The 26,250-nt window shown below is 62.0% G+C and carries 27 protein-coding genes; 16 read left to right on the top strand and 11 right to left on the bottom strand.

Annotated features, from left to right (window positions below; genetic code table 11):
- Window positions 1–95: 95 nt before the first annotated feature.
- Both GHK62_RS03565 and GHK62_RS03560 read right to left on the bottom strand, forming a co-directional pair.
- Window positions 96–1,004, bottom strand: coding sequence for a CHAD domain-containing protein (locus tag GHK62_RS03565; protein WP_153436965.1), 909 nt, complete (start codon window positions 1,002–1,004; stop codon window positions 96–98).
- A complete protein-coding gene (locus GHK62_RS03560; protein ID WP_153436964.1) occupies window positions 1,001–1,474 on the bottom strand; it encodes a CYTH domain-containing protein in 474 nt (157 codons plus the stop codon). Before GHK62_RS03560 ends, GHK62_RS03565 begins: the two co-directional genes overlap by 4 nt.
- Before the next feature lie 201 nt (window positions 1,475–1,675).
- On the opposite strand from GHK62_RS03560, the gene GHK62_RS03555 reads away from it, so the two are divergent.
- The 4 genes from GHK62_RS03555 to GHK62_RS03535 all read left to right on the top strand — a co-directional run bounded on the left by GHK62_RS03555 (window position 1,676) and on the right by GHK62_RS03535 (window position 4,353).
- On the top strand, window positions 1,676–2,314 hold the full coding sequence (locus GHK62_RS03555) for a 2-dehydro-3-deoxy-phosphogluconate aldolase (protein ID WP_153436963.1): 639 nt from the start codon (window positions 1,676–1,678) through the stop codon (window positions 2,312–2,314).
- 281 nt (window positions 2,315–2,595) lie between these two features.
- Complete coding sequence (locus tag GHK62_RS03545) at window positions 2,596–3,300, top strand: tellurite resistance TerB family protein (protein ID WP_153436961.1); 705 nt, start codon at window positions 2,596–2,598, stop codon at window positions 3,298–3,300.
- Window positions 3,301–3,442: 142 nt separating this feature from the next.
- A complete protein-coding gene (locus GHK62_RS03540) occupies window positions 3,443–4,141 on the top strand; it encodes a GNAT family N-acetyltransferase (protein ID WP_153436960.1) in 699 nt (232 codons plus the stop codon).
- The gene (locus tag GHK62_RS03535) at window positions 4,138–4,353 is read left to right on the top strand and encodes a hypothetical protein (RefSeq protein ID WP_153436959.1); all 216 of its coding nucleotides are present in this window, start codon (window positions 4,138–4,140) and stop codon (window positions 4,351–4,353) included. The genes GHK62_RS03540 and GHK62_RS03535 overlap by 4 nt, the downstream gene beginning before the upstream one ends.
- Before the next feature lie 68 nt (window positions 4,354–4,421).
- On the opposite strand, the gene GHK62_RS03530 is transcribed toward GHK62_RS03535, so the two are convergent.
- From GHK62_RS03530 to GHK62_RS03520, 3 genes are all read right to left on the bottom strand, one after another.
- Window positions 4,422–5,453 (bottom strand): nickel/cobalt transporter, encoded by a 1,032-nt coding sequence (locus tag GHK62_RS03530; protein ID WP_153436958.1) that lies wholly within the window; start codon window positions 5,451–5,453, stop codon window positions 4,422–4,424.
- Window positions 5,447–6,091: a DUF1007 family protein gene (locus GHK62_RS03525; RefSeq protein WP_153436957.1), complete on the bottom strand. Its 645-nt coding sequence runs from the start codon at window positions 6,089–6,091 to the stop codon at window positions 5,447–5,449. Before GHK62_RS03525 ends, GHK62_RS03530 begins: the two co-directional genes overlap by 7 nt.
- A gap of 98 nt (window positions 6,092–6,189) precedes the next feature.
- Window positions 6,190–7,080 (bottom strand): LysR family transcriptional regulator, encoded by an 891-nt coding sequence (locus GHK62_RS03520; RefSeq protein ID WP_153436956.1) that lies wholly within the window; start codon window positions 7,078–7,080, stop codon window positions 6,190–6,192.
- Between the two features lie 694 nt (window positions 7,081–7,774).
- Between GHK62_RS03520 and odc2 the strand changes: the two genes are divergently transcribed.
- Complete coding sequence (gene odc2 / locus GHK62_RS03515; protein WP_234886754.1) at window positions 7,775–8,914, top strand: ornithine/lysine decarboxylase; 1,140 nt, start codon at window positions 7,775–7,777, stop codon at window positions 8,912–8,914.
- 88 nt (window positions 8,915–9,002) lie between these two features.
- Window positions 9,003–9,593: a GNAT family N-acetyltransferase gene (locus GHK62_RS03510; RefSeq protein WP_153436954.1), complete on the top strand. Its 591-nt coding sequence runs from the start codon at window positions 9,003–9,005 to the stop codon at window positions 9,591–9,593.
- A gap of 95 nt (window positions 9,594–9,688) precedes the next feature.
- Here the strand turns inward: GHK62_RS03510 and GHK62_RS03505 are convergent, their stop codons facing one another.
- On the bottom strand, window positions 9,689–10,081 hold the full coding sequence (locus GHK62_RS03505) for a VOC family protein (protein WP_153436953.1): 393 nt from the start codon (window positions 10,079–10,081) through the stop codon (window positions 9,689–9,691).
- Window positions 10,082–10,105: 24 nt separating this feature from the next.
- A complete protein-coding gene (locus tag GHK62_RS03500; RefSeq protein WP_153436952.1) occupies window positions 10,106–10,741 on the bottom strand; it encodes a LysE family translocator in 636 nt (211 codons plus the stop codon).
- A gap of 414 nt (window positions 10,742–11,155) precedes the next feature.
- On the opposite strand from GHK62_RS03500, the gene GHK62_RS03495 reads away from it, so the two are divergent.
- Entirely contained in the window at window positions 11,156–11,602 is a 447-nt protein-coding gene (locus tag GHK62_RS03495; RefSeq protein WP_153436951.1) for a glyoxalase superfamily protein, read from the top strand.
- A gap of 161 nt (window positions 11,603–11,763) precedes the next feature.
- On the opposite strand, the gene GHK62_RS03490 is transcribed toward GHK62_RS03495, so the two are convergent.
- The 3 genes from GHK62_RS03490 to GHK62_RS03480 all read right to left on the bottom strand — a co-directional run bounded on the left by GHK62_RS03490 (window position 11,764) and on the right by GHK62_RS03480 (window position 14,794).
- On the bottom strand, window positions 11,764–12,753 hold the full coding sequence (locus GHK62_RS03490) for a WD40 repeat domain-containing protein (protein WP_153436950.1): 990 nt from the start codon (window positions 12,751–12,753) through the stop codon (window positions 11,764–11,766).
- 43 nt (window positions 12,754–12,796) lie between these two features.
- Window positions 12,797–13,876: a CobW family GTP-binding protein gene (locus tag GHK62_RS03485; protein ID WP_153436949.1), complete on the bottom strand. Its 1,080-nt coding sequence runs from the start codon at window positions 13,874–13,876 to the stop codon at window positions 12,797–12,799.
- A gap of 126 nt (window positions 13,877–14,002) precedes the next feature.
- Window positions 14,003–14,794, bottom strand: a complete 792-nt coding sequence (locus GHK62_RS03480; protein ID WP_153436948.1) for a creatininase family protein — start codon at window positions 14,792–14,794, stop codon at window positions 14,003–14,005.
- A gap of 112 nt (window positions 14,795–14,906) precedes the next feature.
- Here GHK62_RS03480 and GHK62_RS03475 point away from each other — a divergent pair, with 112 nt between their 5' ends.
- The 3 genes from GHK62_RS03475 to GHK62_RS03465 all read left to right on the top strand — a co-directional run bounded on the left by GHK62_RS03475 (window position 14,907) and on the right by GHK62_RS03465 (window position 17,622).
- Window positions 14,907–15,404, top strand: a complete 498-nt coding sequence (locus GHK62_RS03475) for a MarR family winged helix-turn-helix transcriptional regulator (RefSeq protein ID WP_153436947.1) — start codon at window positions 14,907–14,909, stop codon at window positions 15,402–15,404.
- 205 nt (window positions 15,405–15,609) lie between these two features.
- Window positions 15,610–16,632, top strand: coding sequence for a LacI family DNA-binding transcriptional regulator (locus tag GHK62_RS03470; RefSeq protein ID WP_184108580.1), 1,023 nt, complete (start codon window positions 15,610–15,612; stop codon window positions 16,630–16,632).
- Window positions 16,633–16,656: 24 nt separating this feature from the next.
- On the top strand, window positions 16,657–17,622 hold the full coding sequence (locus GHK62_RS03465; RefSeq protein ID WP_153436946.1) for a 2-hydroxyacid dehydrogenase: 966 nt from the start codon (window positions 16,657–16,659) through the stop codon (window positions 17,620–17,622).
- A gap of 3 nt (window positions 17,623–17,625) precedes the next feature.
- Here the strand turns inward: GHK62_RS03465 and GHK62_RS03460 are convergent, their stop codons facing one another.
- The gene (locus GHK62_RS03460) at window positions 17,626–18,378 is read right to left on the bottom strand and encodes a gamma-glutamyl-gamma-aminobutyrate hydrolase family protein (protein ID WP_153436945.1); all 753 of its coding nucleotides are present in this window, start codon (window positions 18,376–18,378) and stop codon (window positions 17,626–17,628) included.
- Window positions 18,379–18,809: 431 nt separating this feature from the next.
- Between GHK62_RS03460 and GHK62_RS03455 the strand changes: the two genes are divergently transcribed.
- From GHK62_RS03455 to GHK62_RS03430, 6 genes are all read left to right on the top strand, one after another.
- Entirely contained in the window at window positions 18,810–21,119 is a 2,310-nt protein-coding gene (locus GHK62_RS03455; protein WP_153436944.1) for a putative bifunctional diguanylate cyclase/phosphodiesterase, read from the top strand.
- A 284-nt stretch (window positions 21,120–21,403) separates the two neighbouring features.
- Window positions 21,404–22,180, top strand: a complete 777-nt coding sequence (locus tag GHK62_RS03450) for an N-acyl amino acid synthase FeeM domain-containing protein (protein ID WP_153436943.1) — start codon at window positions 21,404–21,406, stop codon at window positions 22,178–22,180.
- 489 nt (window positions 22,181–22,669) lie between these two features.
- Window positions 22,670–22,894: an aa3-type cytochrome c oxidase subunit IV gene (locus GHK62_RS03445; RefSeq protein WP_153436942.1), complete on the top strand. Its 225-nt coding sequence runs from the start codon at window positions 22,670–22,672 to the stop codon at window positions 22,892–22,894.
- A gap of 240 nt (window positions 22,895–23,134) precedes the next feature.
- Complete coding sequence (locus GHK62_RS03440; protein WP_184108579.1) at window positions 23,135–24,283, top strand: Re/Si-specific NAD(P)(+) transhydrogenase subunit alpha; 1,149 nt, start codon at window positions 23,135–23,137, stop codon at window positions 24,281–24,283.
- Window positions 24,283–24,693, top strand: coding sequence for an NAD(P) transhydrogenase subunit alpha part 2 (locus tag GHK62_RS03435; protein ID WP_153436941.1), 411 nt, complete (start codon window positions 24,283–24,285; stop codon window positions 24,691–24,693). Before GHK62_RS03440 ends, GHK62_RS03435 begins: the two co-directional genes overlap by 1 nt.
- Before the next feature lie 9 nt (window positions 24,694–24,702).
- Window positions 24,703–26,103 carry an NAD(P)(+) transhydrogenase (Re/Si-specific) subunit beta gene (locus tag GHK62_RS03430; RefSeq protein WP_153436940.1) on the top strand — a complete coding sequence of 467 codons (1,401 nt, stop codon included), beginning with the start codon at window positions 24,703–24,705 and terminating at the stop codon, window positions 26,101–26,103.
- The last annotated feature ends 147 nt before the right edge of the window (window positions 26,104–26,250 follow it).

Raw genomic sequence — 26,250 nt, 5'->3', positions numbered from 1 at the left:
GGCTCGCCAATACAGCTTTCACGCGTCAAGCGCAATCGCGCTGGCCCGCGCCGAATTGTCCGGCTGGCGGCGCGGAATAACGATCCCCGCCGGCTCTACTGCCCGGCTTCACGCCAGAGCAGCGCAATTGTCCGGCTTTCGTTCTTCGGCTTATCTTGGAAGACAGCCGCCGCCCGTTGCCGTGCCTCCGCCCTCAGCGCCTCTTCCCGCGTGATGACCGCGGAAATGAGGTGCGCCTGGTTTTGGCTGCTGCCGGCAAGTCCCGGTTCCTCGTTGACGAGCGATGTCAACGTGGCGAGGTCGTTCAGATGCCCGAGCACGTCGACGAGCGCCTTGGCTTCTGCCCTCTTTGCCTCCAGTGCCGACGGCCAGGCGGCCCGCATCAGTGCCAGTTGCAAGCGGTAGTCCTGAGTTCGCTTGCGCAGCTCGTGGAAAAGCGCGGCATCGGTGTCCGCTTCGCAGGCTGCTCTCGCGCGCGAGGCGCGCTTCAGCGTGCGCTTCCAGCCCTTCTTCAGTCGGGCGACGGATTTTCGTTTGCCGTCATCGAAGGAAACCTGTGCGAGGGCAGCAAGCGCCTCCTTGCAGTTGGCAATCGTCGCGGCAATCTTGCCCTCTATGTCCGCCTCGGTCTCGGCAATCCGGTCGCGGCGCTCCGCCAGAATGGTGTAGATCCGGTCGAGGGCCGCAGCCTGTTCGTCGCTATTCGTCTGCCCGCGCAGATAATTGATGTTCTCCACGAGTGCGGCGGCATCTCGGACGGTCGAAAGATTCCGCCCCATGGCGCGTATGCGGGCGTTTTCCTGTCTCTGGAAAAGTGGCGCGTCGCAAGCGACCAGACGGTAGAGTGAGCGCAGGCGCTTGAAGTTCTTGCGGGCGTCGTGAATTGCCTCGTGAACGCCTTGCGGCTGGTGCTCGAGCACCGCCACCGCCCGCTCAATCTGCTCGACCCCAACGGCCCGAAAGTCCTCGGTGAAGGGGCGGCCAGGATTGAAGGCATAACTCATGATTGCGCTTCCAGCAGCCCCTCTGTGGCAAGCGCCTGGTTGGAATAGCGGCGGTCTCCCGTAATCTCGCGCCCCAGCCATGGCGGCAGCGCGGGCAGATCCGTTTCGCGCTTCATCTCGACCTCGGCAACGACGAGGCCTTGGAGCGCCCCTTCGTAGACGTCGATTTCCCAGGTGAAACCCTTGTGCGGCACGCGGTAGCGCCGCTTCTCGATGACGATGCCGACCGCCTGGGTCAGCAGTTCGCGGGCGTCATCCATGGGCAGATCGTATTCGTATTCGTTCCGAACCAGCGCCGACTTGCCGATCTTGATGGTCAGTCGGGCCCATTTGCTGCCATGGATTCGCACGCGCACGGAGCGGTCTTCCATGGTGACGACGTAGGCCTGCTGGAGTTTTATGCCCTTGTCCGCATGTTCCTTCCAACCGCTGGACGCGACCAGGAACTTGCGTTCTATCTCCTTCGCCATGGATTTCCCGCCATATCGAGAGGTGGACCGCGGATAAATTATCGCTTTATTGCCAAGGCTCAAGCCATCTTGCTGTGGTCGATTACATTTTATTTTCCGCTACTATATGGCGAGGGTGTGTTCACGACCTTCGGTCTCGACAAGGACGGCCGGGGGGAGTATGCGAAACGCAACATTCAATCGTTTTAAAGGGTGACCGGCATGAGCGCGAAAACCGACAAGCTTCTCTCCATCCTCAAGCTGCAACCGGTGGTCCCGGTCCTGGTCATCGACGATGCCGCAACCGCCGTGCCTTTGGCGCGTGCACTTGTCGCCGGCGGCCTCAAGGCGATCGAGATCACGCTGCGCACGCAGGCGGCGCTGGATGCGATCCGCGCGGTCGCCGCCGAGGTCGAGGGTGCCGTCGCCGGTGCGGGCACGATTCTCGATGCCGCACAGTTCGAACAGGCCGTGGAGGCGGGATCGCAGTTCATCGTCAGTCCCGGCACGACCCAGGAGCTGATCGATGTTGCCAATGATCACGAAGTGCCGCTCTTGCCAGGGGCGGCGACGGCGAGCGAGGTCATGGGGCTGCGCGAGGAGGGCTATCAGGTGATGAAGTTCTTCCCGGCCGAGCAGGCCGGAGGTGCCGCCTATCTGAAGTCGCTGTCCTCGCCGCTCGCCGGCACCTTGTTCTGCCCGACCGGCGGCATCTCGCTTGGCAACGCCCGCGATTATCTTTCGCTGCCGAACGTCGTCTGCGTCGGCGGTTCCTGGGTGGCACCGAAGGAACTGGTGGCGAAAGGCGATTGGGCCGGCATCACCAAGCTTGCCGCCGAAGCCTATGGTCTCAAGGGGTAAATTTTGCGGGTTACCTACAGCGCGGCGCGTCCTTACCAGACGCGCAAAGGACGCTGTAGCACTTTGAATTGCTGCATGTTCTTATCCTTGAATCGGGGGCGATTTAAGGAAACATGCAGCAGGTGTGCACCAGCCGGGCGTTTGCCCGGCTTGTTCATCTTCAACGTCAATTTGTATTTTCCTCGCCACGTTCCTATGTCTCAATCCGCCGACAACGACGCGGGTGCGGGAGAGCGCTTTCTTGCTTTGCCGTCGCGGGATAACCGAAGAGGAGCGAAGCCATGTTCGACGCGAAGAAGTTGCTGGACCAGTTTTTGGGTTCGCAGGTGCCGGGCGCCGGCGGTACGGTGCGCGATCGCGCGGATCAAGTGACTAAGCTTGCCAGGGATAATCCGCTTGCGACCGGCGCGATCGCTGCTGTCCTCCTCGGCACGAAATCCGGTCGTCAGCTCGCAGGCAATGCTGCGGTGCTGGGCGGTCTCGCGGCGATCGCCGGGCTTGGCTACCAGGCCTACAAGAACTATCAGGCCGGCCAGGCGCCGGCCGCCGAACCGGCTGCACGGTCGACACCGGAGCTCCTGTCGCCGCCGTCCGACTCCGGCTTCACGGCGCCGGGAGCCGTGAGCAACGATTTTGCCCTGATCCTGGTGCGTGCCATGATCGCCGCCTCGCGTGCCGACGGCCATATCGACGAGGCCGAGCGCGGCCGCATCATGGACAAGCTGTCGGTTTCCGGACTCTCCGCCGATGCGGCCGCCTTCCTCGAGGCGGAACTCGCCAATCCAGTTGATCTCGATGCGATCGTTGCCGCCGCCACGACGGAGGAGCAGCGCGTGGAGATCTACACCGCGTCGCGCCTCGCGATCGAGCCGGAGAGCCGGGCGGAACGCGGCTATCTCGATCTGCTCGCCGGCCGTCTCGGGCTTCCCGATGCGCTCGTCGATCACATCGAGGCAACCGTTTCGGGGGCCAAGGTCCCCGCCTGATCCGGCGGCGCGTGACTGAGAACACTGGGGAGTTCGCTCCCGCCTTATTCGTTCCGCTGCATGGGTCCATCACCAGTTTGAATTTGTAACGGCCAGGCGTCTGTCCTATTGCGAAGGGCAAATGAAAACGCGGGAGCAATCGATGCGTGATCTTGCCAATTGGAAGGGATGTCCGGCGCCGCAGCCGGTTCTTATCGAGGGGCGATATGTCAGGCTGGAGCCGTATGATCGGGCGGCACATCTCGAAGCGCTCTGGCACGACGCCTTCGGCGGCATGGCGATCAACCCGCTCCTGAAATATTTCACCCAGGACGATTTTTCCGGCGTCGAAGATTTCGACGCTTGGCTGAGCGCGGTCCAGGAAAAATCCGGTTGGATCACAGAGGTCTTTCGCGACAAGGCGACCGGCAAGGTTGTCGGCATGGCAAATTACATGCGGGCGGACCCGGCCAATGGCGTCGTGGAAGTCGGCGGTGTGGCTCACGGGCCGGCCATGGCGCGTTCGCCGCTATCAACGGAGGCGCACTATCTGATGGCCAGGCATGTTTTCGAGGACCTGGGCTATCGCCGCTACGAATGGAAATGCCACAGCGAGAATCAGCCGAGCCGCACTACGGCGGCGCGCCTCGGTTTTACCTTCGAAGGCATTTTCCGCCAGCACATGATTTCGAAGCACGCCAACCGTGACACCGCCTGGTTCTCGATCATTGACGGCGAATGGCCGCTCATCAAGGCCGCATTCGAAGCCTGGCTGTTGCCCGAGAACTTCGACGGTGACGGCCGTCAGAAGCGGCGCCTCGAGGCTATTCGCGCAGATCTAGTGGCAAAGGAGCGAGCTTGAAACCGCCTGAGAAAAAGGAAAGATCCGCCGCAATCGCGGCGGCGGTCATTCTTGCCGTCGTCGCCGTTGGCTTCTTCGCCCTGCCGTCGATCATGCTTTGGCTGGGCGATATTTCGCCATGGCTTGCCGCTGCCTTCGGCGCTCTCTTCGTCCTCGGCTTCTTCCTGATTTTCTGGCTCCGCGCCCGCCATCAGCGCCGGCGCGGGGAATAGCAACTATGCGCGTCTAGCTGGACGCGCGGCGCTGTAGTCTTGGCAGTTGGGCAAGTCTTGGACTCGCTCTATCCCTGAAGCGCAGCGCCCAGCAGCACAAGTCCAAGCACCAGCACCATCGCGGCGCCGGCGATCTCGATGCCGTTGGAAATGCGTGCCGCGGCCGAACCGCTCGAGGCGTAGCGGAGCGCGAAGCTCTTGGCGGTGACGGCCATGGTCGCGAGGATAGAGACGGTAATGGCCGTGCCGATCGACATGGCGAAGACCGAGAGAACGCCACCGAGATAGAGCCCGTTCAAAAGCGCGAAGGAGAGCACGATCAAGGCGCCGGAGCAGGGACGCAGGCCGACCGCGACGATCGCCGACCAGGCTTCGCTCAGCGCAAAACGATCACCCTTCAGCATGGCCGGGTCCGGCGCATGCGCGTGGCCGCAGGTCGCGCAGACCTCGCCGGCAGCGTGTGCGTGATGATGGTGGTGATGATCGCCATGGTCATGGTGATCGTGGTGATGGCCGTGCTCCGCCTGCGCGTCGCTGGCTGCAGCAAGAGCGGGCCGCGTCATCGAACGCAGCTTGCGAAAGACCAGCCAACCTCCGAACGCCGCGATCAGCGCGTAACTTGCGATCTCAAGCGAGCGGGTGGCATCCGTCATGCTGATCGACGAGCCCCGCAACAGGAGATAGACGGCGCCGATGAGGAGGATCGCCACCACGCCCTGCAGGATCGAGGAGAGAAAGGAGAGGACGACGCCGCGGCGAAGTTCCGTCTCGTTGGCGATCATGTAGGAGGAAATCACCGCCTTGCCATGCCCGGGACCCGCCGCATGGAAGACGCCATAGGCGAAGGAGAGGCCGATCAGCGACCAGAGTTGCCACGGGTTCTCGCGCATGCCCTTGAGCGTGCCTGTGAGCAGCCGGTAGAAGCTCTGTTGCTCCATGTTGACCCAGGCAAAGAAGCTGCCGAGGAAACCCGTTGTCTGGACCGACGGTTCGGCGGTGCCGATGCCGAGCGGCGATTGCGCCGCGGCCGCTGTTGCGGAAAGGGCCGCCAGGAAGAGCGCGGCCGTCAGCGGTCCGCCAATCTTGCGTGCGTTCAGCATTTGACCTCGATCCTGGTTGCAAAAAGCTTCGACATGTCGGTGCCCGTCGGGTCGTTCCAGAAGGCGTCGGTCAGCGTGTCCTTGTTTTCGGCGAGCACTTCGTCGGGATCCGGCCTGACCACCTGATGCTCGCAAGCCTCGATCTTCTCGCCGACGACCGTGAGATCGTCGTCGGTCGGGAAGTCCATCGCGGTGTACATGGTCGGGTCGTAGACGCCGAAGGAGAGCTTGCCCTTGAGCGGCATCGCTTCGGCCGGCTTGACCGCAAACATCATCAGGAGCTGGTTATCCTTGTAGTCGACGGTAATGCTGTCCGGCTTCGACACCTTCACCGATTTGCCGTTGTCGAAGATCGTCGTGTAGTAATTGTATTCCGAAAGGGACTCGAGAACCGTCTGGCCAACCTCCTTGAGTTCGTCCGGGTCGAGGGTCGCGTTCGAGTTCTTGTCGAAGTCGAGCACGACACTTGCGGAAAACAGCTCGTCGAAGCGCCAGACATTGCGCAATTCACCGATCTCGCCCTTGTCGTCGGAAACGATCTCCAGCCGCGCTTCGGCGAAAATGTGCGGATGCGCGACAGCCAGGGCGGGCGCGAGGAGCGTGGCAAGGCCGGCCATGACGAGGCATTTAGTTTTCATGAGAATGGAATCCTTTTCGGCCTGAGCCGCGCGAATCGCCTTCGAAATGTACTGCAAATGGGACGGAATTGGGACTTGCGGCGCGGCACCCGGCATGCTCATCGCGCGCGGAACCAGCCGTGCAGGAAATCGACGAAGGTGCGGACCTTCGCCGGCAGATAGCGCCGATGCGGGTAGATCGCGTAGATGCCGCGGTCTTTGGGCAAGAAGTCATCGAACAACGTCACCAGCTCGCCGGACTGGATCTTCGGCCGGGCGATGAAATCGGGCACCGGGGCTACCCCGAGACCGGTCACCGCGGCACGCGCGGAGGCAAGCGGGCTGTTGACCTCGATCGGTCCTCCCACCGGCACCGTAAAGGGCGAACCGTCCGGCTCGACGAAGCGCCAGTTCGAATAGGACCGGCCATTGGTGTCGAGAATGCAGGAGATTTTCGAAAGCTCGGTCGGATGCTTGAGCGGACCGATCTTCTCCACGAAGTCCGGCGAGGCGCAGAGCAGCACCTGAAAGTCATCGAGCTTGCGCGCGATCAGCGTCGAATCCTCGAGCCGCGTGATGCGGATCGCCACATCGAAGCCTTCTTCCACTAAATCGATGAAGCGGTCGTCAGAGACGATTTCGAGCGACAATTCGGGATGTTGCTTGCCGAAATCGATCAGCGACTGGCCAATATCCGCATCCACGAATGTCCTGGGCACAGTGATGCGCAGCCGGCCGCGCAGGTCGGAATTGTTGGCGCGCACGAGATCGGCGAGGTTGTCGATCTCCTTCAGGATCTCGGAGGCCGTGCGATAGTAGGTGTGGCCGGCCTCGGTCAGGGAGAATTGCCGCGTCGTGCGGTTGAGCAGAAGGGCGCCGAGCTCGTCTTCGAGTTCACGCACATATTTCGACAGGAGCGCCTTGGATTTTCCGACGCGCCGGGCGGCGGCGGAAAAGCCTTCCGCGTCCACGACGTCGATGAAGGCACGGATACGGGTCAAGGTGTCCATGGCTGATTTTCTTTCGTCTGTTCGCCGGGCTGATTCGGCCGCAATCGCTCGCCTGTCGAAGGATCATGAATAACGCCGCCTCGCCCGCGCTCGAACCGGTGCACGGTTTCTCAGCGCCGTCGCTCGGTGTACCCGGAGGAACTTCTTTTAACTTCAAAGGCTTGGCGCATTTTTCCCGGCCTGTCTGATTGTTCAGTGAAGGTGAACACCGACAATGTCGTCGGCTTCGGAAAAAATTCAACCGCGGAACGCAAAAAACTCTTGATTACGACAGTGTTTTTTCTTACCTACCCCTTGCCCAAAGTCGCACGTGCCTGTGGGTGTCCGCCGACCCTCGAATAAGGTGAGGAAATCGGTAAGGTACCTGGAACTAACCCCTCCAGTCGCTATTCCGGCCAACCGGGAAATGCGAGGACATCTTGAAGCAACGACGGTGCGGGCCTTTCTGGTGTCTGCCGGCTTTCCAACAGCCGGGGTTACTGAAGAGGCACACCTTCATTGCCGGAAGTGCGGTTGGGATATTCCCTCCAATCCATGGCAGACAAAGACGAATCTTAGCCTTGGCGGGCTTCGATTCACCGTTTCGCGCATCGAGCGCATGCATGGTTCCGGGGTCTCCACCGGCTGGTTCCAGAGCAGGCGCGCGTATGCCCTTTGTCCTCCACAGTTGTGGAGTCTAATGGATCTGGGGAATATGGCTATGACCACTGCACGCATCATCGACTTCCTGAACACCCGACGACCGGAAGGCCCGTGCCTCGTTGTCGACCTCGACGTCGTGCGCGACAATTTCAAGGCCTTCCGCCACGCGCTGCCCGACAGCTCGATCTATTATGCCGTCAAGGCCAACCCGGCGCCGGAGATCCTGCGCCTTCTCGCCGGTCTCGGCTCCAATTTCGATTGCGCGTCCGTCGCCGAAATCGAAATGGCGCTTGATGCCGGTGCGACCGCCCAACGCATTTCTTATGGCAACACCATCAAGAAGGAGCGCGATATTGCCCGCGCTTATGCGCTGGGCGTGTCCCTTTTCGCGGTCGACAGCCATGAAGAAGTCGAAAAGGTGGCTCGTGCCGCTCCCGGCGCCCGTGTCTTCTGCCGCGTGCTGACGGATGGCGAGGGCGCCGAGTGGCCGCTGTCGCGCAAGTTCGGCTGCGTACCGCAGATGGCCGTCGACGTGCTCGTCTACGCCCATCAGCTCGGCCTCGTCTCCTATGGCGTCTCGTTCCACGTCGGCTCGCAGATGACGAAGCTCGATGCCTGGGATTCGGCGCTTGCCGATGCCAAGCGCGTCTTCGTGCAGCTCGCCAAGCAGGGCATCGAACTCAAGATGGTCAACATGGGCGGCGGCTTCCCGACGAAGTACCTCAGGGACGTGCCGTCGGCGGAAGCTTACGGCCAGGCGATCTTCGGTGCGCTGAAGAAGCACTTCGGCAACAACATTCCGGAGACGATCATCGAGCCGGGCCGCGGCATGGTCGGCAATGCGGGCGTGATCAAGGCGGAAGTCGTTCTCGTCTCGAAGAAGTCGGACAACGACAATCACCGCTGGGTCTTTCTCGACATCGGCAAGTTCGGCGGTCTCGCGGAAACGATGGACGAGGCGATCCGCTACCCGATCCGCACCGCTCGCGACGCCGATCAGATGGAGCCCTGTGTGCTTGCCGGCCCGACCTGCGACTCGGCCGACGTGCTCTATGAGAAGAACATGTATCCGCTGCCGATCTCGCTGACGATCGGCGACGAAATTCTGATCGAGGGCACGGGCGCCTACACGACCACCTACTCGGCCGTCGCCTTTAACGGCTTCGAGCCGCTGAAGGCCTATGTGATCTGATCCTGCCTGCTCCCGCCAACCGCGGGAGCGGCGATTTCACAATTCTTATCCGGTCCGCCTGAAGCGGTTTTGATGACGGGAGGCCCCGATGGCCGCTGTTGTTGATGCCATGCGCGCGTTCTTCGCGCCGTCCACCTTTGTGATCGACTCCGAAAACCCGGGCGACGTCGTCGCGCGTGAAAACCTGCTCGACCGTGCCATGGGGCCGGATCGTCGCCGGAAGTCGTCGGAAAAGCTGCGCCGCGGCCGCGTTCCGGCCGAGGGACTTGCGCTTGTCGCACGCGACGAGGATGGTCATGTGATCGGGACGGTGCGTCTCTGGAATGTCGAGGCGGGTGTCGACCGGGAGGGCCATGGCGTGCCAGCGCTTCTGCTCGGTCCGCTTGCTGTCGATCCGGCGCACGAGGGCAGGGGCATCGGCGGCATGCTGATGCGCGCGGCAATTCAGGAGGCCAAGAACCGCGGGCACGGAGCGATCCTGCTCGTCGGCGACGCCGCCTACTACGAGCGGTTCGGCTTCTTCGCCGAGCGGGCACAGCATCTTGTCATGCCGGGACCGTTCGAGCGGAACCGCTTCCTGGCGCTCGAGCTCAAGGACGGCTGGCTCGATGGTGCGGCCGGAATGCTGGTCGCGAGCGGCCGCAAGCTCGCCCTGCCGCCGCTCAGGCGCGCCGCCTGACTTCGCCGCCTCCAACCCTGCGGAGGCGGACAACCAACAGCGCTCCTACGCCGGAATGGCGCCGGGGCGCTGTAATCTTTTGTGAGATCAGTTTCTCAGCTCCTTGCGTCGTAGCAGACGAAGGCAAGCTTGTTGCCGTCGGGATCGCGCACATAGGCCGCATAAAAGCCCTCGCCATATTGCGGGCGAAAGCCAGGTTCGCCTTCGCTGCTGCCGCCATTTTCTAGCGCAATCCGGAAAAGGCGATCTATGACATCCGCCGTTTCGACAAGAAACGAGGTCATTACGCCATTGCCGACGGTCGCCGCCTCGCCGTTGAAAGGATAGCCCGTGAAGAAGCGCGGAGCCCTGTCGTTATCCCTCCGCCCCCAGGAGGTAACCTGTTCGTCGCAATAGCAGCGCTCCTGGTCGATCAGGGCCATCAACGGATCGTAAAATCGCTCGGCCCGCCTCAGATCCGTCGTTCCGACCATCGTATACCCGATCATCCCGTTTTCCTTTCTGCACGCATGTCAGGTGGTGACGCGCCGATAGAATGCCAGCGAGCCGGCCAGCGCCAGCAGTGCGCCGCCGCAGACACGGTCGAGCCAGATCGCTCCGGAGCGTTTCAGGAAACGAACCGCTTGGGAGCCGATCAGCGCATAAGCGAACATCACCGCAAAATCGATCGAAGCGAAGACGATGGCGAGAACAGTGTATTGCGATGCCTGCGGCAGTGCAGGCTCGATGAACTGCGGCAGGAAGGCCGAGAAAAACAGATAGCCCTTGGGGTTGGTGACCGCGACAAGGAAACTCTTGAGGACGATGGTGCGCGTTGTGGCGACGCCGCCCTGGCTCTCCCGCTCGGTGGCAATTTCCAGCATGCCGTGGGAGCGCAGCAGCATGACGCCCAGGAAAGCGAGATAAGCTGCACCCAGCCATTTGACGACCGTGAACCAGAATTCGGACGCGGCCAAGAGCGCACCGAGACCGAGCGCCACGGCACCGATCAGCACGAAATCCGACAGGACTGCGCCGATCATGCCTGCCGTCGCGCGTTTTACGCCATAGCGTGAGCCATTGGTAAGCGCGAGAAGCACGGTTGGACCCGGAGTCGCGATGCCGATGAAAGCAACGAGCGCGAATGCAAGAATGGTGAAGTCGCTCATGGTGCCCTCCCTCGATATGATAACTCCTCCCACAGCTTTGACGTGCGCGCAAGCATCGGCTGGTCATGCACGGGTAGGCCGTTGCCGTTTGGCTCTTTATCCGCCTGGCGGGTGCCTTCTTCCTGCAAGTGAGGGAGAAGGCACTCGCGGCGCTGCCTTCGCCGACTCGGCGGGAGGGGGACGTCCCTCCATGCTGCTTGCGGGGGAGAGGCTAATTGAGGCGCCGATGCTTCTTCGTTTGACAGCTCTGACGGTCTCGCATAAGCAGGCGGCGGGTGAGGGCCCCAGCCGTCCGCGAGCTGAAGCTTTGGTGAAGTCCCTCTTTTCGACACGGTCACGCCGAAACGGCATGCGAACCGATGGCAATGCGGGCACCCATCCTCAAAATTGCATGCCGCAACAGGAGACCCTGTCATGACGCATGGAAAACCGACGCTCCCCGCACTCGATGCGCTGAAGGACCAGGCAAGGCGCTTGCGGTCCCGGCTTGCAGCGGAGGGCGAGGCGATCAGCCACTCCAGATCGCTCGAACTCGTCGCCGCCCAGTACGGCTACCGCGACTGGAATACGCTTCACGCAGCCGTCGGCAACCGCCCGCCCTTCAATCCGTGGATGCTGGGTTCGCGGGTGAAAGGCCACTATCTCGGCCAAGCCTTCGAAGCGGAAATCCTCTCGGTTCACGCGATAAGCGCTGGGCCGGGGCGCTATCGCCTGACGTTCAAGTTCGATGAGCCGGTCGACGTTGTCACGTTCGAAAGTTTCTCGGCGTTCCGCCAGAGGGTAACGGCCACGATAGACGAGACCGGACGGACGGTCGAAAAGACCTCAGACGGCCGGCCGCATCTGGAACTTGAGTGGTGAGGCTTGGACACCCCTCCCCAAAAAGGGAGGAGTGGCTTACCCGCGTTGCGGCAAGCGGAGGGGTTCGATTTGGCAGGTGATCGCAGCGCCAAGCCCTCCCCCTTGTGGGGAGGGGGTGGCGATGGGGTGACATCTCGTCAAAATGCGGGAGGCGAGATCGCCTACCCAGCAAGATCCACGACGCCGCAGTCGCCGGCCGCGGAACCGAAGGCGAGCTGGCGGCCGTTCCTGCTCCAGGCCATGGCGGTGATCGCACCGTTGCCGGGTCGGCGCAGCAGCACTTCCTTGCTGTCGGCGAAGCGGGCAGCGAGGATCATGCCGTCTTCGTAGCCGATAGCCACGATGTCCTCGGCCGGATGGCAGGCGACGGTCGTCACCATGATGTTGCCGCGCGTGCCGAGCTCTAGCGGGGCTTTGCCCATCGGGCCGTCCTTACCCTGGAACGGCCATACGATCGCCGCCGGCGCGCCGGAAGATGCAAGCCACTTGCCCTTGGCGGACCAGGACAGCGACTTCACCTTGGCCGGATAGCCGGTCATGCGCATGTGGCGCGCTTCGGCTCCCGCCTTGGCATCGAGCTTCCAGCCGTGCAGCGCGTTTTCCTGCATGGAGGTGACGACGAAACGGCCGTCGGGGGAAAAGGTGACGCCGGTATGGGCGCCCTTCCATTCGAGGTCGGCCGGCTGACCGGCGATCGCCACCCAATGCATGGACACGCCGTTGTACCGGGCAACGGCGATGCGCAGGCCCTTGGGGGCAAAGGCTATGCCCTCGACAGTGCGCTCTTCGGGAAAATCCTTTGTCTTGCCGTCGGCCAGGCGAACATGGGTCGTCTTGCCATAGGCGTAGGCGACGGCGCCCTGAGGTCCGGCCGCAACCTGCGATATCCATTTGCGCGGCGCTTGGGCGACGAGGCTTATAGCGCCGTCGGCGGAGATCCGCATGACCTTGCCGTCCTCGCCGCCGGTCAGGAGGCTGTCACTCGCTTCGTCATGGTCGAGCGAGAGAAGGCCGTCATGGGCATCGATGGTCTTGTGACCATGATCGAGGTGATGGATGGCGCCGGAGGCTTCGGCGAAGAAGGGTATGTCCTTGAGGAAGGCCACGCCGACGACGTGGCCTTCGAGATCGAGCGGAGCGACTGTGGGCATCAGTTAGCCAGGCTCTCTTGTTTCAGCATGATCTTATCGGGGATCATGCCTGGACCTCGCAGGCCTTGAAGGTGCGCTCGAGCTTCTCGCGGTCAAGATCGCGGCCGATGAAGACGAGCCGGGTCTCGCGTTTCTCGCCGTCCTTCCAGGCGCGCTGGTGGTCGCCCTCGATGATCATGTGCACGCCCTGGACCACGTAGCGCTCGGCATCGCCGGCAAAAGCGATGATGCCTTTGAGGCGCAGGATATTCGGACCATCGGTCTGGGTGATCTTCTGGATCCACGGGAAGAAGCGGTCGGGGTTCATCTCGCCGCCGCGCAGCGAGATCGACTGCACCGTCACGTCATGAATGGGTGACGGCCCATGGTCGTGGTGATGGTGGTGGTGGTCATGGTCATGATCATGATGATGATCGTGATCGTGATCGCACTCGGGACCGCAGACGTGATCGTCGTGCTCGTCCTGATCGAGGAAGTGCGGATCGTTTTCGAGCGCCCTTTCGAGATTGAAGGCGCCCTGGTCGAGCACCTTGGTCAGGTCGATCTCGGAGCGCTGCGTGCGGTAGATGCGCGCGGACGGATTGATGATGCGCACTGTTGCCTCGATCCGCTCCAGCTCTTCCGGCGTCACGAGGTCGGTCTTGTTCAAGAGCACGACATCGGCGAAGGCGATCTGGTCCTCGGCTTCGCGGCTGTCCTTGAGACGCAACGGCAGGTGCTTGGCATCGACCAGTGCCACCACGGCATCAAGCTCGGTCTTGGCGCGCACGTCGTCGTCCATGAAGAAGGTCTGGGCGACCGGAACCGGATCGGCAAGGCCGGTGGTCTCGACGATGATCGCATCGAAACGGCCCGGGCGGCGCATCAGCCCTTCGACGACACGGATCAGGTCGCCGCGCACGGTGCAGCAGACGCAGCCGTTGTTCATCTCGTAGATTTCCTCGTCCGACTCGACGATCAGGTCGTTGTCGATGCCGATTTCGCCGAATTCGTTGACGATCACCGCATACTTGCGGCCGTGATTCTCGCTGAGGATACGGTTGAGGAGCGTCGTCTTGCCGGCGCCGAGATAACCCGTGAGCACGGTGACGGGGATCGGCTTCTGCGTGGATGTTTCGGTCATGGGAGCCTCGAGGATTGGCGATGCGCCGCGGGCATCAATGTCGCGTCCTCATATAGGAGATGAAGCGACGTTGCGCAAATGGCGGCCGTCGAATTCGCTGCGCGGAACCGATCCGCCATTCGCCGATCAGGAAAGTTCGTCGACGTCGAAGGCGTTTACATCCTCGAGCAGCTCGATGATGCCCTTCACCGCGTGTGCAAGAAGGACTTCGCCGCGCGCGGCGGTCGCGGCGCCGGCATCGCCCGCGACGCCTTGTTGATTGAGGTCCGACATTTTCCAACCGAATGCATGCGGGCCATAGGCGCGCAAATGCGTGAACCGGGCGATAAAGTCGCTCTGGCGGGAAGGGAACCGGGCGGCGCGCGTCATATCCACCTTGTCGGGGTGGAGCGCCAGCATCACCGACGTCTCGATATCGCCTCCGTGGATGTCGAGCGCCTTGTCCTCGGCGCTGATCCAGCCCTCCGGCTGCCCGAAACGCGTCCAGCTCGTCGCGACCGCGAGCATGCCGAAGCGCACCCGCGCCTCCGTCGCGACGATCGTCATCAGCGGTGAGTTGCCGCCGTGGGCGTTCAGCATGACGAATTTGCGGATGCCGAGGTTACGGAGATTTTCGGCGATCCCGAGCCAGCGGCCGATCGCTTCCTCAAAGGCAAGCGTTCGCGTGCCGGCCACATCCATATGTTCGATTGAGTAGCCGACGGGCTCGACCGGCAGGAACGTTACAGGGATGTCCGCGGGTAGCGCGGGTGAGACGCGCCGAACGATGCCCTCGGCAATCAGCCGGTCGGTTTCGAACGGAAGATGCGGCCCATGCTGCTCATGCGCGCCGAGCGGCAGCACCGCGATCCACTGCCGCCGCTCGGAAGGTGCGAGATCGGCGCAGTTATCGTTCCAGTTGGGCTCGGGCATCGACATTTCTCTTCGGTTCTCCATCCCTTCTGTCGTAAAATTGTTATTTGAGTCATACAGTTCGTAATCACAAGCTGTATTGCTATAAAATCGTGTACGGGATTCGGCGGGAGGTCCAATGGGCAAGAAGAGCAAGGCCGAAAAGAAGGGCAAGAACGGCAAGAAGAGGGACGAGCTTGCTGTCGAGCCGCATGATCTTGCTTCGGTTCTTGTACAGGCGGCGCGCTCGATGCGCACCGTACTCTCCCGCAATCTCGTCGAAAGCGGCCTCTATGCGGGGCAGGACGGCGTCATGCTCGCGCTGGCCGAGACCGACGGCCTGACGGCAGGGGCGCTCGCTGCAAAGCTGGGTGTCAAGGCGCCGACAATGACACGCACCATCGGCCGCATGGAGGCGCAAGGCTTCCTCGAACGCCGGCCGGACGAGGAAGATGCGCGATTGACCAAGGTCTATCTGACCGTGCCCGGGCGCGAACGGCTGCAGACCATTGCGGAGGCCGGTCAGCATTCCGAAAAGCTCGCCACGCGAGGTTTGACCGACAAGCAGGTGCGTACCCTCCTGAAGCTGCTGAGAGCCGTCGACAGCAATCTGCAAGCGGCGAGAGCGCCCGATTGATCCCATGCCGCTACTGCATGTCGCCTTTAATCGTAGCCGATTAAAGGACAACAACATGCAGCAATTCAAAGGCTACAGCGTCCTTTGCGCGTCTGGTAAGACGCGCGGCGCTGTGGGGTGACACTTCCTGATTGCGGCGATCATTTAAACAGTTTAAAGAGGATTTAAAACGGGCTGAAGAGATCGGTGAATTCGGGGGGACATAGTGGCGCAAAAGGTCAAGCTTTCGACAATCGCGGAAACACTCGGCCTTTCGACGGCGACAGTATCCCTGGCATTGCGTGACAGCCCACTGGTGGCGACCGTAACCCGCGACAAGATCAAGGAACAGGCACGCGCGCTCGGCTATATCTACAATCGTCGCGCCGCGAGCTTGAGAACGTCGCGGTCCGGCATCATCGGTGTCGTCGTGCACGACATCATGAACCCGTTCTACGGGGAAATCCTCAAGGCGATCGAGGCGGAACTCGATCGCGACAAGCAGACCTTCATCCTCTCCAACCATTACGATTCCGTCGAGAAGCAGCGCGACTTCATCGAGACGCTGCTGCAGCTTGGCGGCGACGGTGTCATCATGTCGCCGGCGATCGGCACTCCCCCGGAGGACATCCAGCTTGCCGAGGACAACGGCATGCCGGCGATCCTGATCGCCCGGTCGATCGAAGGACTCGACGTGCCGATTTTCCGTGGCGACGACGCCTATGGCATTTCGCTTGCGACCAATCACCTGATCGGCCTTGGCCACCGCTGCATCGCGATGGTCGGCGGCACCGACCAGACGTCGACCGGCCGTGATCGCTACCAGGGTTATGTAAACGCGCTGCGCAAGGCGAATATCCAGGTCGATCCGGACTTGCGCATTCCCGGGCCGCGCTCCAAGCAGGGCGGGTTCGAGGCGGCGGTGCATCTCTTGTCGCTGCCGCAAAAGCCCACGGCAGTCGTCTGCTGGAACGACCTGGTGGCAATCGGTATGATGAACGGCATTGCCCGCGCCGGGCTCGTGCCGGGCGTCGACATCTCGGTCACGGGCTACGACGATCTCGAGGAAGCCTCGATCGCGACCCCGGCGCTGACGACTGTCTGGAACGGCCAGGCCGATGTCGGCCGCAGCGCTGCGCGAGCGCTGCTCGACAAACTTTCCGGCAGCCATGAGCCGGATGGAATCCATTTGATAAAGCCGGAGATGCGCATTCGCCAGTCGACCGGCCCGCTACGCGTGACCGCCTGAGCGCATCTCCCGAAAGGAGTAACGATGTCGGAGGCTCGCCCCAGAATTCTCGTGCCCGGCAAGATCAACCAGCGCATTCTCGACCGGCTTCCGGAAATGTTCGAGACCGTGCGCATCGAGCGGGCCGATGTGGAACTGGTGACGCCGGAGATGGCGGACGTCGCCGGCGTGGCGGTTTCCGGCCGCCTGCCGGTGGAGCTGATGGATGCGTTACCCCGCCTCGAGATCATCGGCAATTTCGGCGTTGGCTATGACGGGGTTGATGTCGCCCGGGCGGCGGCACGAGGGATCGTCGTCACCAATACGCCCGATGTCCTGACCGAAGAAGTTGCCGACACGGCGGTCGGACTGCTCCTCAATACGCTGCGGCGCCTGCCGCAGGCCGAGCAATGGCTGCGGCAGGGCCGCTGGGTGCGGGAAGGGGCGTTTCCTCTATCGCCGCTTTCGCTCCGGGGGCGCAAGGTTGGACTTTTCGGCCTCGGGCGGATCGGCCTTGCGATCGCCAGGAGGCTGGAGGCCTTCGCTGTTCCGATCGCCTACCACACGCGCTCGCCGCGCGAGGGGCTTGCCTATGCCTATCATTCGAGCCTCAAGAGCCTCGCCGAAGCCGTCGACACGATGATCGTGATCGTGCCGGGCACGCCAAGCACGCTCAAGGCCGTCAACGCCGACATCCTGGCCGCGCTCGGGCCTGAGGGTGTGCTGATCAATGTCGGCCGCGGCTCGACCGTGGACGAGGCGGCGCTCGTTGCCGCTCTTCAGAATGGCGTCATCGCCGGGGCGGGGCTCGACGTCTTCGAAAATGAACCCCACGTGCCGGAGGCATTGCTGACCCTTCCGAACGTATCGCTTCTGCCGCATGTGGCCTCCGCTTCGGTGGCAACCCGCAATGCGATGTCCGATCTCGTCGTCGACAATCTGAAGGCCTGGTTTTCGACGGGAGAGGCCCTTACGCCGGTCGTTGAAACACCGTTCCGGCGCAAAGGGTGAAGTTCAGCCCTTTGCCTCTCTATAGGCACGCACCGCATCGCCGAAGGCCTTGAAAAGCGAGGCGGAAGGCGCGTCGGTTCTGACCCAATATTCCGGATGCCATTGCACGCCGACCGCGAAGGCTTTGGCGCCGATGACCGACACCGCCTCGATCGTGCCGTCATCGGCAACCGCTTCGACGGCGAGGCGCGGCGCGGTCGCGGCGATTGCCTGCCGGTGCAGCGAGTTGACCCTGATACGGCCGGCGCCGAGAACGGGCGCCAGGCAGCTTCCTTCCTTGACGATCACATCCTGGCGAATGCCGTAGGCGATGTCGAGTTCGGGCACGTCCGGCTTGCGATGATCCCAGATACCGGGCTGGTCCTGAATTTCGGTCGCGAGCGTGCCGCCAAGCGCCACATTGAGCTCCTGAATGCCGCGGCAGATCGCAAACAGCGGAACGCCGCGATCAAGCGCACGGCGGATCAACGGCAGGCTGGTGGCATCACGGCCGGGATCGAACGGACCGTCGGCATCCGTCGCTTGCCTTCCATACAGCGAAGGGTGGACATTGGAGCGTGCCCCGCTGGCGAGAACGCCATCCACACGGTCGAGGATCTCGTCGATGTCATTACCGGTTTCGAGTGCCGGAATGAGAAACGGCATGACGCCGGCGCCTTCGACGGCCGCGCGCACATATTGATTTGCGGCAACATGCCAGACATTGCCGTCGAATTCGCGAAAATCGCAAGGGATCGCAACGACAGGTTTCGACATCATCAATCTCCGTTTCCGTTCCGAAAGCCTTGCAGCCAGATATCGGTGAAAGTCAACTGCGAGATTCGCGCTCGACGATCCGCTACCGGTGACTGGGCTTTTCTGGCAGGCTAAGGTAAGAAGGTGGAAGGAATTAAGGGGATTTGTTCAAGGTCGGGTAACCATCTCATCCGGAAAACGGCCGGGGGCGCCTGCCTCAATTGAAGAAATGTCCAAGTCGCAGTCCGAGTTTCCCGGCGTAGAAATACCTATGCGTGGTTGTATAATGCGGCTATTATTACGAGTCTTCTGCAATATTGGGTTGAATCGGTGCGCGTAGCCCAGTGCCGTTTTGCTACTGTCTGGCAATTCGATAGATCTTTCGGGGGTTTAGACGAAATCTTTCGTTAAGTCCTCGACTCTAACAATCCGGCAAACCCGGAGCTTGGTTCATGATGCCCAATGAACGGGGCGCTCTTCCGACAGATGTTTACCTGTCGTCTGTGAGTTCGCTCTATGAACATCGCCGGACGCTGGTAATCGGCATGCTGTCGCACGTCGTGACCTTCCTGCTTGTCTTTCTCAAGACCTCCGATCCCTTCTATCTGATCTGCGCCGCGACCATTGTCGTCGTTTGGGCGCTCCGCAATCTCGACATGACCCGGTTCGACCGGCAGGACTTTTCCGACGCCGACAACGCGATGGTCAGAAAATGGGAAAACCGGTACATCGTCGGCGGCGTCAGCGTGACGCTGACCTGCGGCATTGCCTGCGGATATGCAATCGTCATCAGTCAGGATTCCTTCGCGGAACTTGCGTGCATTTCGGTGACGCTGGCATCGATGATTTCGCTCGTCGGCCGGAACTATGGTTCCGAGCGGGCGGTTCTCTTGTTGTCATCGTCGGCCTGCCTGCCGATCGTGATCGGTCTCTTGACCTTGCGGGATCCCTACATGCTCGTCCTGGCGGTGCTGATACTGCCGTTCATCCTGACCACCTGGACGATGGCAAACAATGTGCGCGCCTTTCTTTACGAGAATGTCCTCGCCGCACGGGAAATCTCGACAATCGCCGGGCAGTTCGACGCCGCGCTCAACAATATGACGCATGGGCTCTTCATGCTCGACGGCGACCATCGCATCGTGGTCGCGAACGAACGCGCCTGCGAACTCCTCGGCCTTGGCGACAAGGCCGTTCTCAAGGAGCGCCTGCTCAGCGAAGTCCTTGAACAAGCGGCCGACCGCATGGCGCTCGGCACGGAGAACAAGGAGACGATTGCGCGACAGCTCGACCTGCTGATCGAGGGAAAGCACTCGCGCGCGCTGATTTCGACGTCACAAGACCGCTTCCTCGAATTTTCGGCAAATCGCCGCGAGAACGGCGAGATCGTGTTGACCTTCGAGGATGTGACCGCGCGTGTGCAGGCGGAAAAGAAGATCCTGCAGATGGTACGCTTCGACACGCTGACAGGCCTGCCGAGCCGGGACTATTTTGCCGAACTTGCCCACCATGCCATGGCTGCCAACGGCGGGCACGGGCGCAACATAGGCTTTCTCCTTATCGACGTGGCGGAATTCAAGCATGTCAACGATACGCGAGGGCATGTGGTCGGCGACAAATTACTTCAGGCGGTCGCCGAACGCCTGAAGTCCCTGACCGGCGACGATGCGATAGCCGCCCGCCTGATGGGCGACGAATTCGTGGTCTTCTTCCCCAACAGGGCAGATGCCTCCGATCTGGAGCAACGGATCCGCGCCGTGCATGCCGGGCTGCGCGGCGTTTACGTTGCTGGCGGTTTCACATTCAATATGACCATGAGCGCCGGTTTCGTCATCGTGCCGAGTGGCGATTTCCGGTTCGAAGACCTGCAGATCAAGGCGGACCTGGCGCTCTCGGAAACCAAGGCAAGGAACAAGGGGGGCTGCACGGCCTTCGAAAGCGAGATGGACGCCCGCTATCTCGACCGCCAGAAGCTCAAGAGCGATCTGCGCGAGGCACTCAATGCAAATGGCCTGAGCCTGTCCTACCAGCCAATGTTCACGCCGGATGGATCGCGGATCGAATGCTGTGAGGCATTGGCGCGTTGGACGCATCCCGAGCGCGGGCCTGTCCCGCCGAATGTGTTCATTCAGCTTGCCGAAGAAATGGGTCTAGTGACCCACATCACCCGTTATGTTTTAAGGCAGGCGTGCAGGGACTGCACGAACTGGCCGTCGGACATGTCTGTGTCGGTCAATCTCTCGGTCCTCGATCTCAGGGGCGACGAGATCGTCTCGATGGTCACCGAGGCGCTCAAGGAAACGGGGCTGGATCCGGCGCGGCTGCACCTCGAGGTGACGGAAAGCTGCCTGATGGACGAGCCGGCCAAGGTTCAAGGCATTCTCAGCGACCTGCACGAGCGAGGCATAACCATCGCCATAGACGATTTCGGCACCGGTTATTCGAGCCTCAGCTATCTCGATACGCTGCCTGCCGGTATCATCAAGATTGACCGGTCTTTCGTCCGCAACATTCGCGAAGACGCGCGGCGCTTCAAGCTCTTGCGCGGAACCGTCAATCTTGCCCGCGCGCTCGGCCTGAAGACGGTCGTCGAAGGGGTAGAGACAGCGGACCAGCTCCAGCTAATCAACGAATTCAACTGCGCCGATCTGATACAGGGTTTTGTCTTCGCAGCGCCGATGCCGGCCTCCGCGATCGACGCCCTGTGCAAGCAAGGTGCACGGAAACGAACCACCAAGTCGTCCAGCCAGCGCATCGCCTGACGACCCGCCTGCCGTTTTCCGCAGGGCAGGAGTCTCTTCCGCCGCTTCGCCCCGCATCAGGCTTTCATCGTGATCGATTCCAATAAGTTGAGCGGGATGCCGACGGAAAACCGCGCACACTTTCCTTCATCTTGCTCTGAGTCACCCTCAAGCGCCGGATTCACCATAAAATTTAACCTTCTGTTAAGGTTAACAAAAGGTTAAGTGCAGTCTGTATCATTTTGTGGTTGCCAGCTCATCAGCCGTCAATAGGTTAACCCTTTGTTAACTATGGGGGTAAACTTATGGGTGCTGATGGGCGCCAGGCGGAGCCTGGAACTTTTTCCGAGAAGCTGATGCAGCTGCTCGACCGCGTCGAATACAGGCGCGTCGAAACCGGCGAGGACATGGAAGACATCGCGCGGCTCCGATACAAGGCCTACAAGGCCGTCAACCTCATGGAGCTGACGGGATCGACGTTGATAGACGACCTCGACTTCGACAGCCACGCCTATGTCTTCGGTATCTACCTTGACGAGAACCTGGTCAGCACGGTGCGGGTCCACCATGTCACGCCGGACCATCGGGCAAGCACGTCCGGAATCATCTTCGGTCCGGAGATCGATACCTTTCTCGATGCGGGCATGGTTCTGATCGATCCCGGCCGGCTCGCCGTGGATCCCGAGGTGATCGGCGACGAGATGCGGGCGCTGCCCTATCTGACGCTGAGGCCGGTTGCCATGGCCTGTGAATACTTTTCCGCCGACCGCTGCCTGACGGCGTGCCGGCCGCGTCATACGGCCTTCTACAAGCGCATCTTTGCCTCGGAGACGGTTGTGGCGTGCCGGGAAAATCTCGGCGTCTACAATGCCGACGGCGCCCTCTTGGTCGCGCGGGTTCGTGGACAGCGCCCCTCGATCCTCGACCGCTTTCCGGTTTTCGATTCCGAACCGTTCGAGCGCCGGATGATGTTTGCGGACCGCAGCGAAGTGCCGTTCGCACCGCTGACGATCCTGCCCACCGCGCGATTTGCGCAAAGCAGCTACGGCCGCGCTTACTCCCGTGCATCAACGCGCGGATGACCACCGCATGTTTTCCTAAATCGTACCCGATTTAAGGATAAAACATGCGGCAATTTAGAATGCCGCAGCGTCCTTTGCGCGCCTGATCAAACGCGCCGCGGTCCAGGTCATTGCTTTTATGCATGTCGTTGTCCCAAGACCGCTGCACACTTTTGGGTGACATGCATTACAGCGCCGTGCGTCCTTCAGGACGCACAAAGGACGCTGTAACTCTTTGATTCCACGCATCGTGCTTTCCGAAAATCGGGTCCGATTTTCGGGCCGATGCGCTAGGTGCGTCGGCCGCAACCAACGGAAGGGCGCAAACGGGATATCGTTTATGCCGCAGTCCCCGCGGGCGAGTTTTCGTTGCGCATGGCTTTCGCATTGTGTATGCGGAGCTAAAGGACTGTCTGCTTACTCGCTTGGCAGGCGGCTCCGTTCGTGCATCAAGGTTGAAAGGCGGACGTGGCCACTGGCCGCGCCGCGGCATTCTGGGAGAATTGGACGATGGCAGAGCATCATTCGGGACCGGTCGAAACGGGCGCTCCGATGGACTATTCCGAGCATGAGAAGACCTACAACCTCTTCCTGAACGCGACGAAATTCGGCACGCTGTTTTGCGCCACGATGCTGATTGCGATGGCTGCAGCCTTTTTCACAACAATGGGCTTCTTCAGCTCGCTCGTGCTGCTGATCATCCTCAACGTGGCCGGTTTCTTCCTTCTTCGTTAACCGGTTTCTCTGACATTTCTTGCTGAATGCGGGGCAGGAGGGTGCCCCGTCTTCGGCCGTCGGAGGCAATCCGGCATTACCTCACCGCGTGAGGAGCGTTTACGACGGCAGGCGGCGCCTGCCTTCGACGGAAGAGTGCCTGTCACCATGGATGCGGCCCGCCGCGAGGCCAGTCGCTCCAGCAGTCGAACAAGATGCTCGCGGTCCGCTCCGGCTCGACTGTGAGTCGGGAGGGGACTTGTGAGCGAGATTGTTTTTATCGCGAAGGAAACGGACGCGCATGAAGGGCGCGTCGCGGGTTCGGTCGAAAGCGTCAAGAAACTGAAGTCGCTGGGCTTCGACGTCGTCGTCGAGGCGGGCGCGGGCCTCAGGTCGCGTATCCCCGATTCGGAATACGAGAAGGCCGGCGCCCGCATCGGCTCGTCGGCGGATGCCAAGGGCGCCGACGTGGTGCTCAAGGTGCGGCGGCCGACGGCGGAGGAGATCGCCGGCTACAAGTCCGGCGCGATGGTCATCGCCATCATGGATCCCTACGGCAACGACGGGGCGGTCGCGGCGATGGCGGAGGCCGGACTCACGGCCTTCGCAATGGAACTGATGCCGCGCATCACCCGGGCGCAGTCGATGGACGTGCTTTCCTCCCAGGCGAACCTTGCCGGCTATCAGGCGGTGATCGATGCAGCCTATGAATACGACCGGGCGCTGCCGATGATGATGACGGCGGCTGGCACGGTGCCGGCGGCGAAGGTTTTCGTCATGGGCGCCGGCGTCGCCGGGCTGCAGGCGATCGCCACCGCGCGGCGCCTCGGTGCGGTCGTCTCGGCCACAGACGTCCGCCCGGCGGCCAAGGAACAGGTCGCCTCGCTCGGCGCCAAGTTCATCGCCGTCGAGGACGAGGAGTTCAAGGCGGCCGAGACCGCTGGCGGTTACGCCAAGGAAATGTCGAAGGCCTACCAGGCCAAGCAGGCCGCACTCGTCGCCGACCATATCGCCAAGCAGGACATCGTCATCACCACGGCGCTGATTCCGGGCCGCCCGGCACCGCGGCTCGTGACCCGCGAGATGCTCGATTCCATGAAGCCCGGCTCGATCGTCGTCGACCTCGCCGTCGAGCGCGGCGGCAATGTCGAGGGCGCGGAAGCCGGAAAGGTCGTCGAGGTCGGAGGCATCAAGGTTGTCGGCCACCTGAACGTCCCGGGTCGTATCGCCGCTTCCGCCTCGCTGCTTTATGCCAAGAACCTCGTCACGTTCCTGGAAACGATGGTCTCCAAGGAGACGAAGGCACTGGCGCTCAACATGGAGGACGAGCTGGTCAAGGCGACGGCGCTGACCCACGGCGGCGCCGTGGTGCATCCGGCCTTCGGCGGCGCGAAAGAGGGGGACAAGTAATGGCGAACGAACTTCTCGACAAGGCATTGACCGATCTCGACCGGGCGGTCGAAGCGGTCAGGACCGCGGCCGAATATGTGCCGGATGCGGCCGGCGCGGTGGCGCATGGTGCCACGGGCGGCGCGATCGATCCCTTCGTCTTTCGCCTGGCAATCTTCGTGTTGGCGATCTTCGTCGGCTACTACGTCGTCTGGTCGGTGACGCCAGCCCTGCACACGCCGCTGATGGCGGTGACCAATGCGATCTCGTCGGTGATCGTCGTCGGTGCGCTGCTCGCGGTCGGCATCTCGGCCTCGGGCCTTGCCACCGGCTTCGGCTTCGTCGCGCTGGTGCTTGCCTCGGTCAACATCTTCGGCGGCTTTCTCGTCACCCAGCGCATGCTCGCCATGTACAAGAAAAAAGACAAGTGAGGCGGGCCGATGAACGCTAACTTCGCAGCCTTCCTCTATCTCGTCTCCGGCGTCCTGTTCATCATGGCGCTGCGCGGCCTGTCGCATCCGACCACCAGCCGCCGGGGCAATGCCTACGGCATGGTCGGCATGGGCATCGCCATCGCTACGACGCTCCTGCTCGCCATGCCTTCGATCGGCGGCTTTCTGCTGATCGTGCTCGGGCTCGCGCTCGGCGGCGGCGCCGGCGCCTATATCGCCAAGCGCATCCCGATGACGGCGATGCCGCAGCTCGTCGCCGGCTTCCACTCGCTCGTCGGCCTTGCCGCGGTGCTGGTCGCCGCCGGCGCGCTTTATGCGCCGTCCTCCTTCGGCATCGGCGAAATCGGTGCGATCCACGCCCAGGCACTCGTCGAGATGGCGCTTGGCGTCGCAATCGGTGCGATCACCTTCACCGGCTCCGTCATCGCCTTCCTGAAGCTCGATGGCCGCATGTCGGGCAAGCCGATCCTGTTGCCCTATCGCCATGCGATCAACATCGCGCTGGTCGCGCTCGTCGTCTTCTTCATCGTCGGCCTGGCGCTGACCGAAAGTCATTTCGACTTCTGGGCGATCGTTCTTCTGTCGCTCATCTTCGGCGTCCTGATCATCATCCCCATCGGCGGCGCCGACATGCCGGTCGTCGTCTCGATGCTCAACTCCTACTCCGGCTGGGCGGCCGCCGGCATCGGCTTCACGCTCGGCAACCTGGCGCTGATCATCACCGGCGCGCTGGTCGGCTCGTCGGGTGCGATCCTCTCCTACATCATGTGCAAGGGCATGAACCGCTCGTTCATCTCGGTGATCCTCGGCGGTTTCGGCGGCGAGACGGCGGCCACCGGCGGCGACGACGGCATCCAGCGGACCGTCAAGCAGGGTTCGGCCGACGACGCCGCCTTCCTGATGCAGAACGCCTCGAAAGTGATCATCGTGCCGGGCTACGGCATGGCCGTGGCGCAGGCGCAGCATGCGCTGCGCGAGCTCGCCGACAAGCTCAAGGAGAATGGCGTCGAGGTCAAATATGCCATCCATCCGGTCGCCGGTCGCATGCCGGGCCATATGAACGTGCTCCTTGCCGAGGCAAGCGTGCCCTATGACGAGGTGTTCGAGCTGGAAGACATCAACTCGGAATTTGCCCAGGCGGATGTCGCCTATGTCATCGGCGCCAACGACGTCACCAACCCGGCGGCGCGCGACGACAAGACCTCGCCGATCTATGGCATGCCGATCCTCGACGTCGACAAGGCCAAGACCTGCCTGTTCGTCAAACGTTCGCTCGGCTCCGGCTATGCCGGCATCGACAACACGCTGTTCTACAAGGACGGCACGATGATGCTCTTGGGCGACGCCAAGAAGGTCACCGAGGAAATCGTCAAGGCGATCAATCACTAGAGCATTGTGCAGTCAGGTGGAATCACCTGACGTCACACAAATGCCGCAAAAACAAACAGATAGAGCGGCGGCGCGAACGCACGTAAGCTCATCCCGCTCTAGCACATCGGCCCGAAAATCGGACCCGATTTTCGGAAAGCACGATGC

Source organism: Sinorhizobium terangae, assembly GCF_009601505.1.
In the GTDB taxonomy this organism is placed as follows: domain Bacteria; phylum Pseudomonadota; class Alphaproteobacteria; order Rhizobiales; family Rhizobiaceae; genus Sinorhizobium; species Sinorhizobium terangae.
The sequence above is the reverse complement of the archived record's forward strand: the minus strand, read 5'-3'. Positions and strand labels throughout refer to the sequence as shown.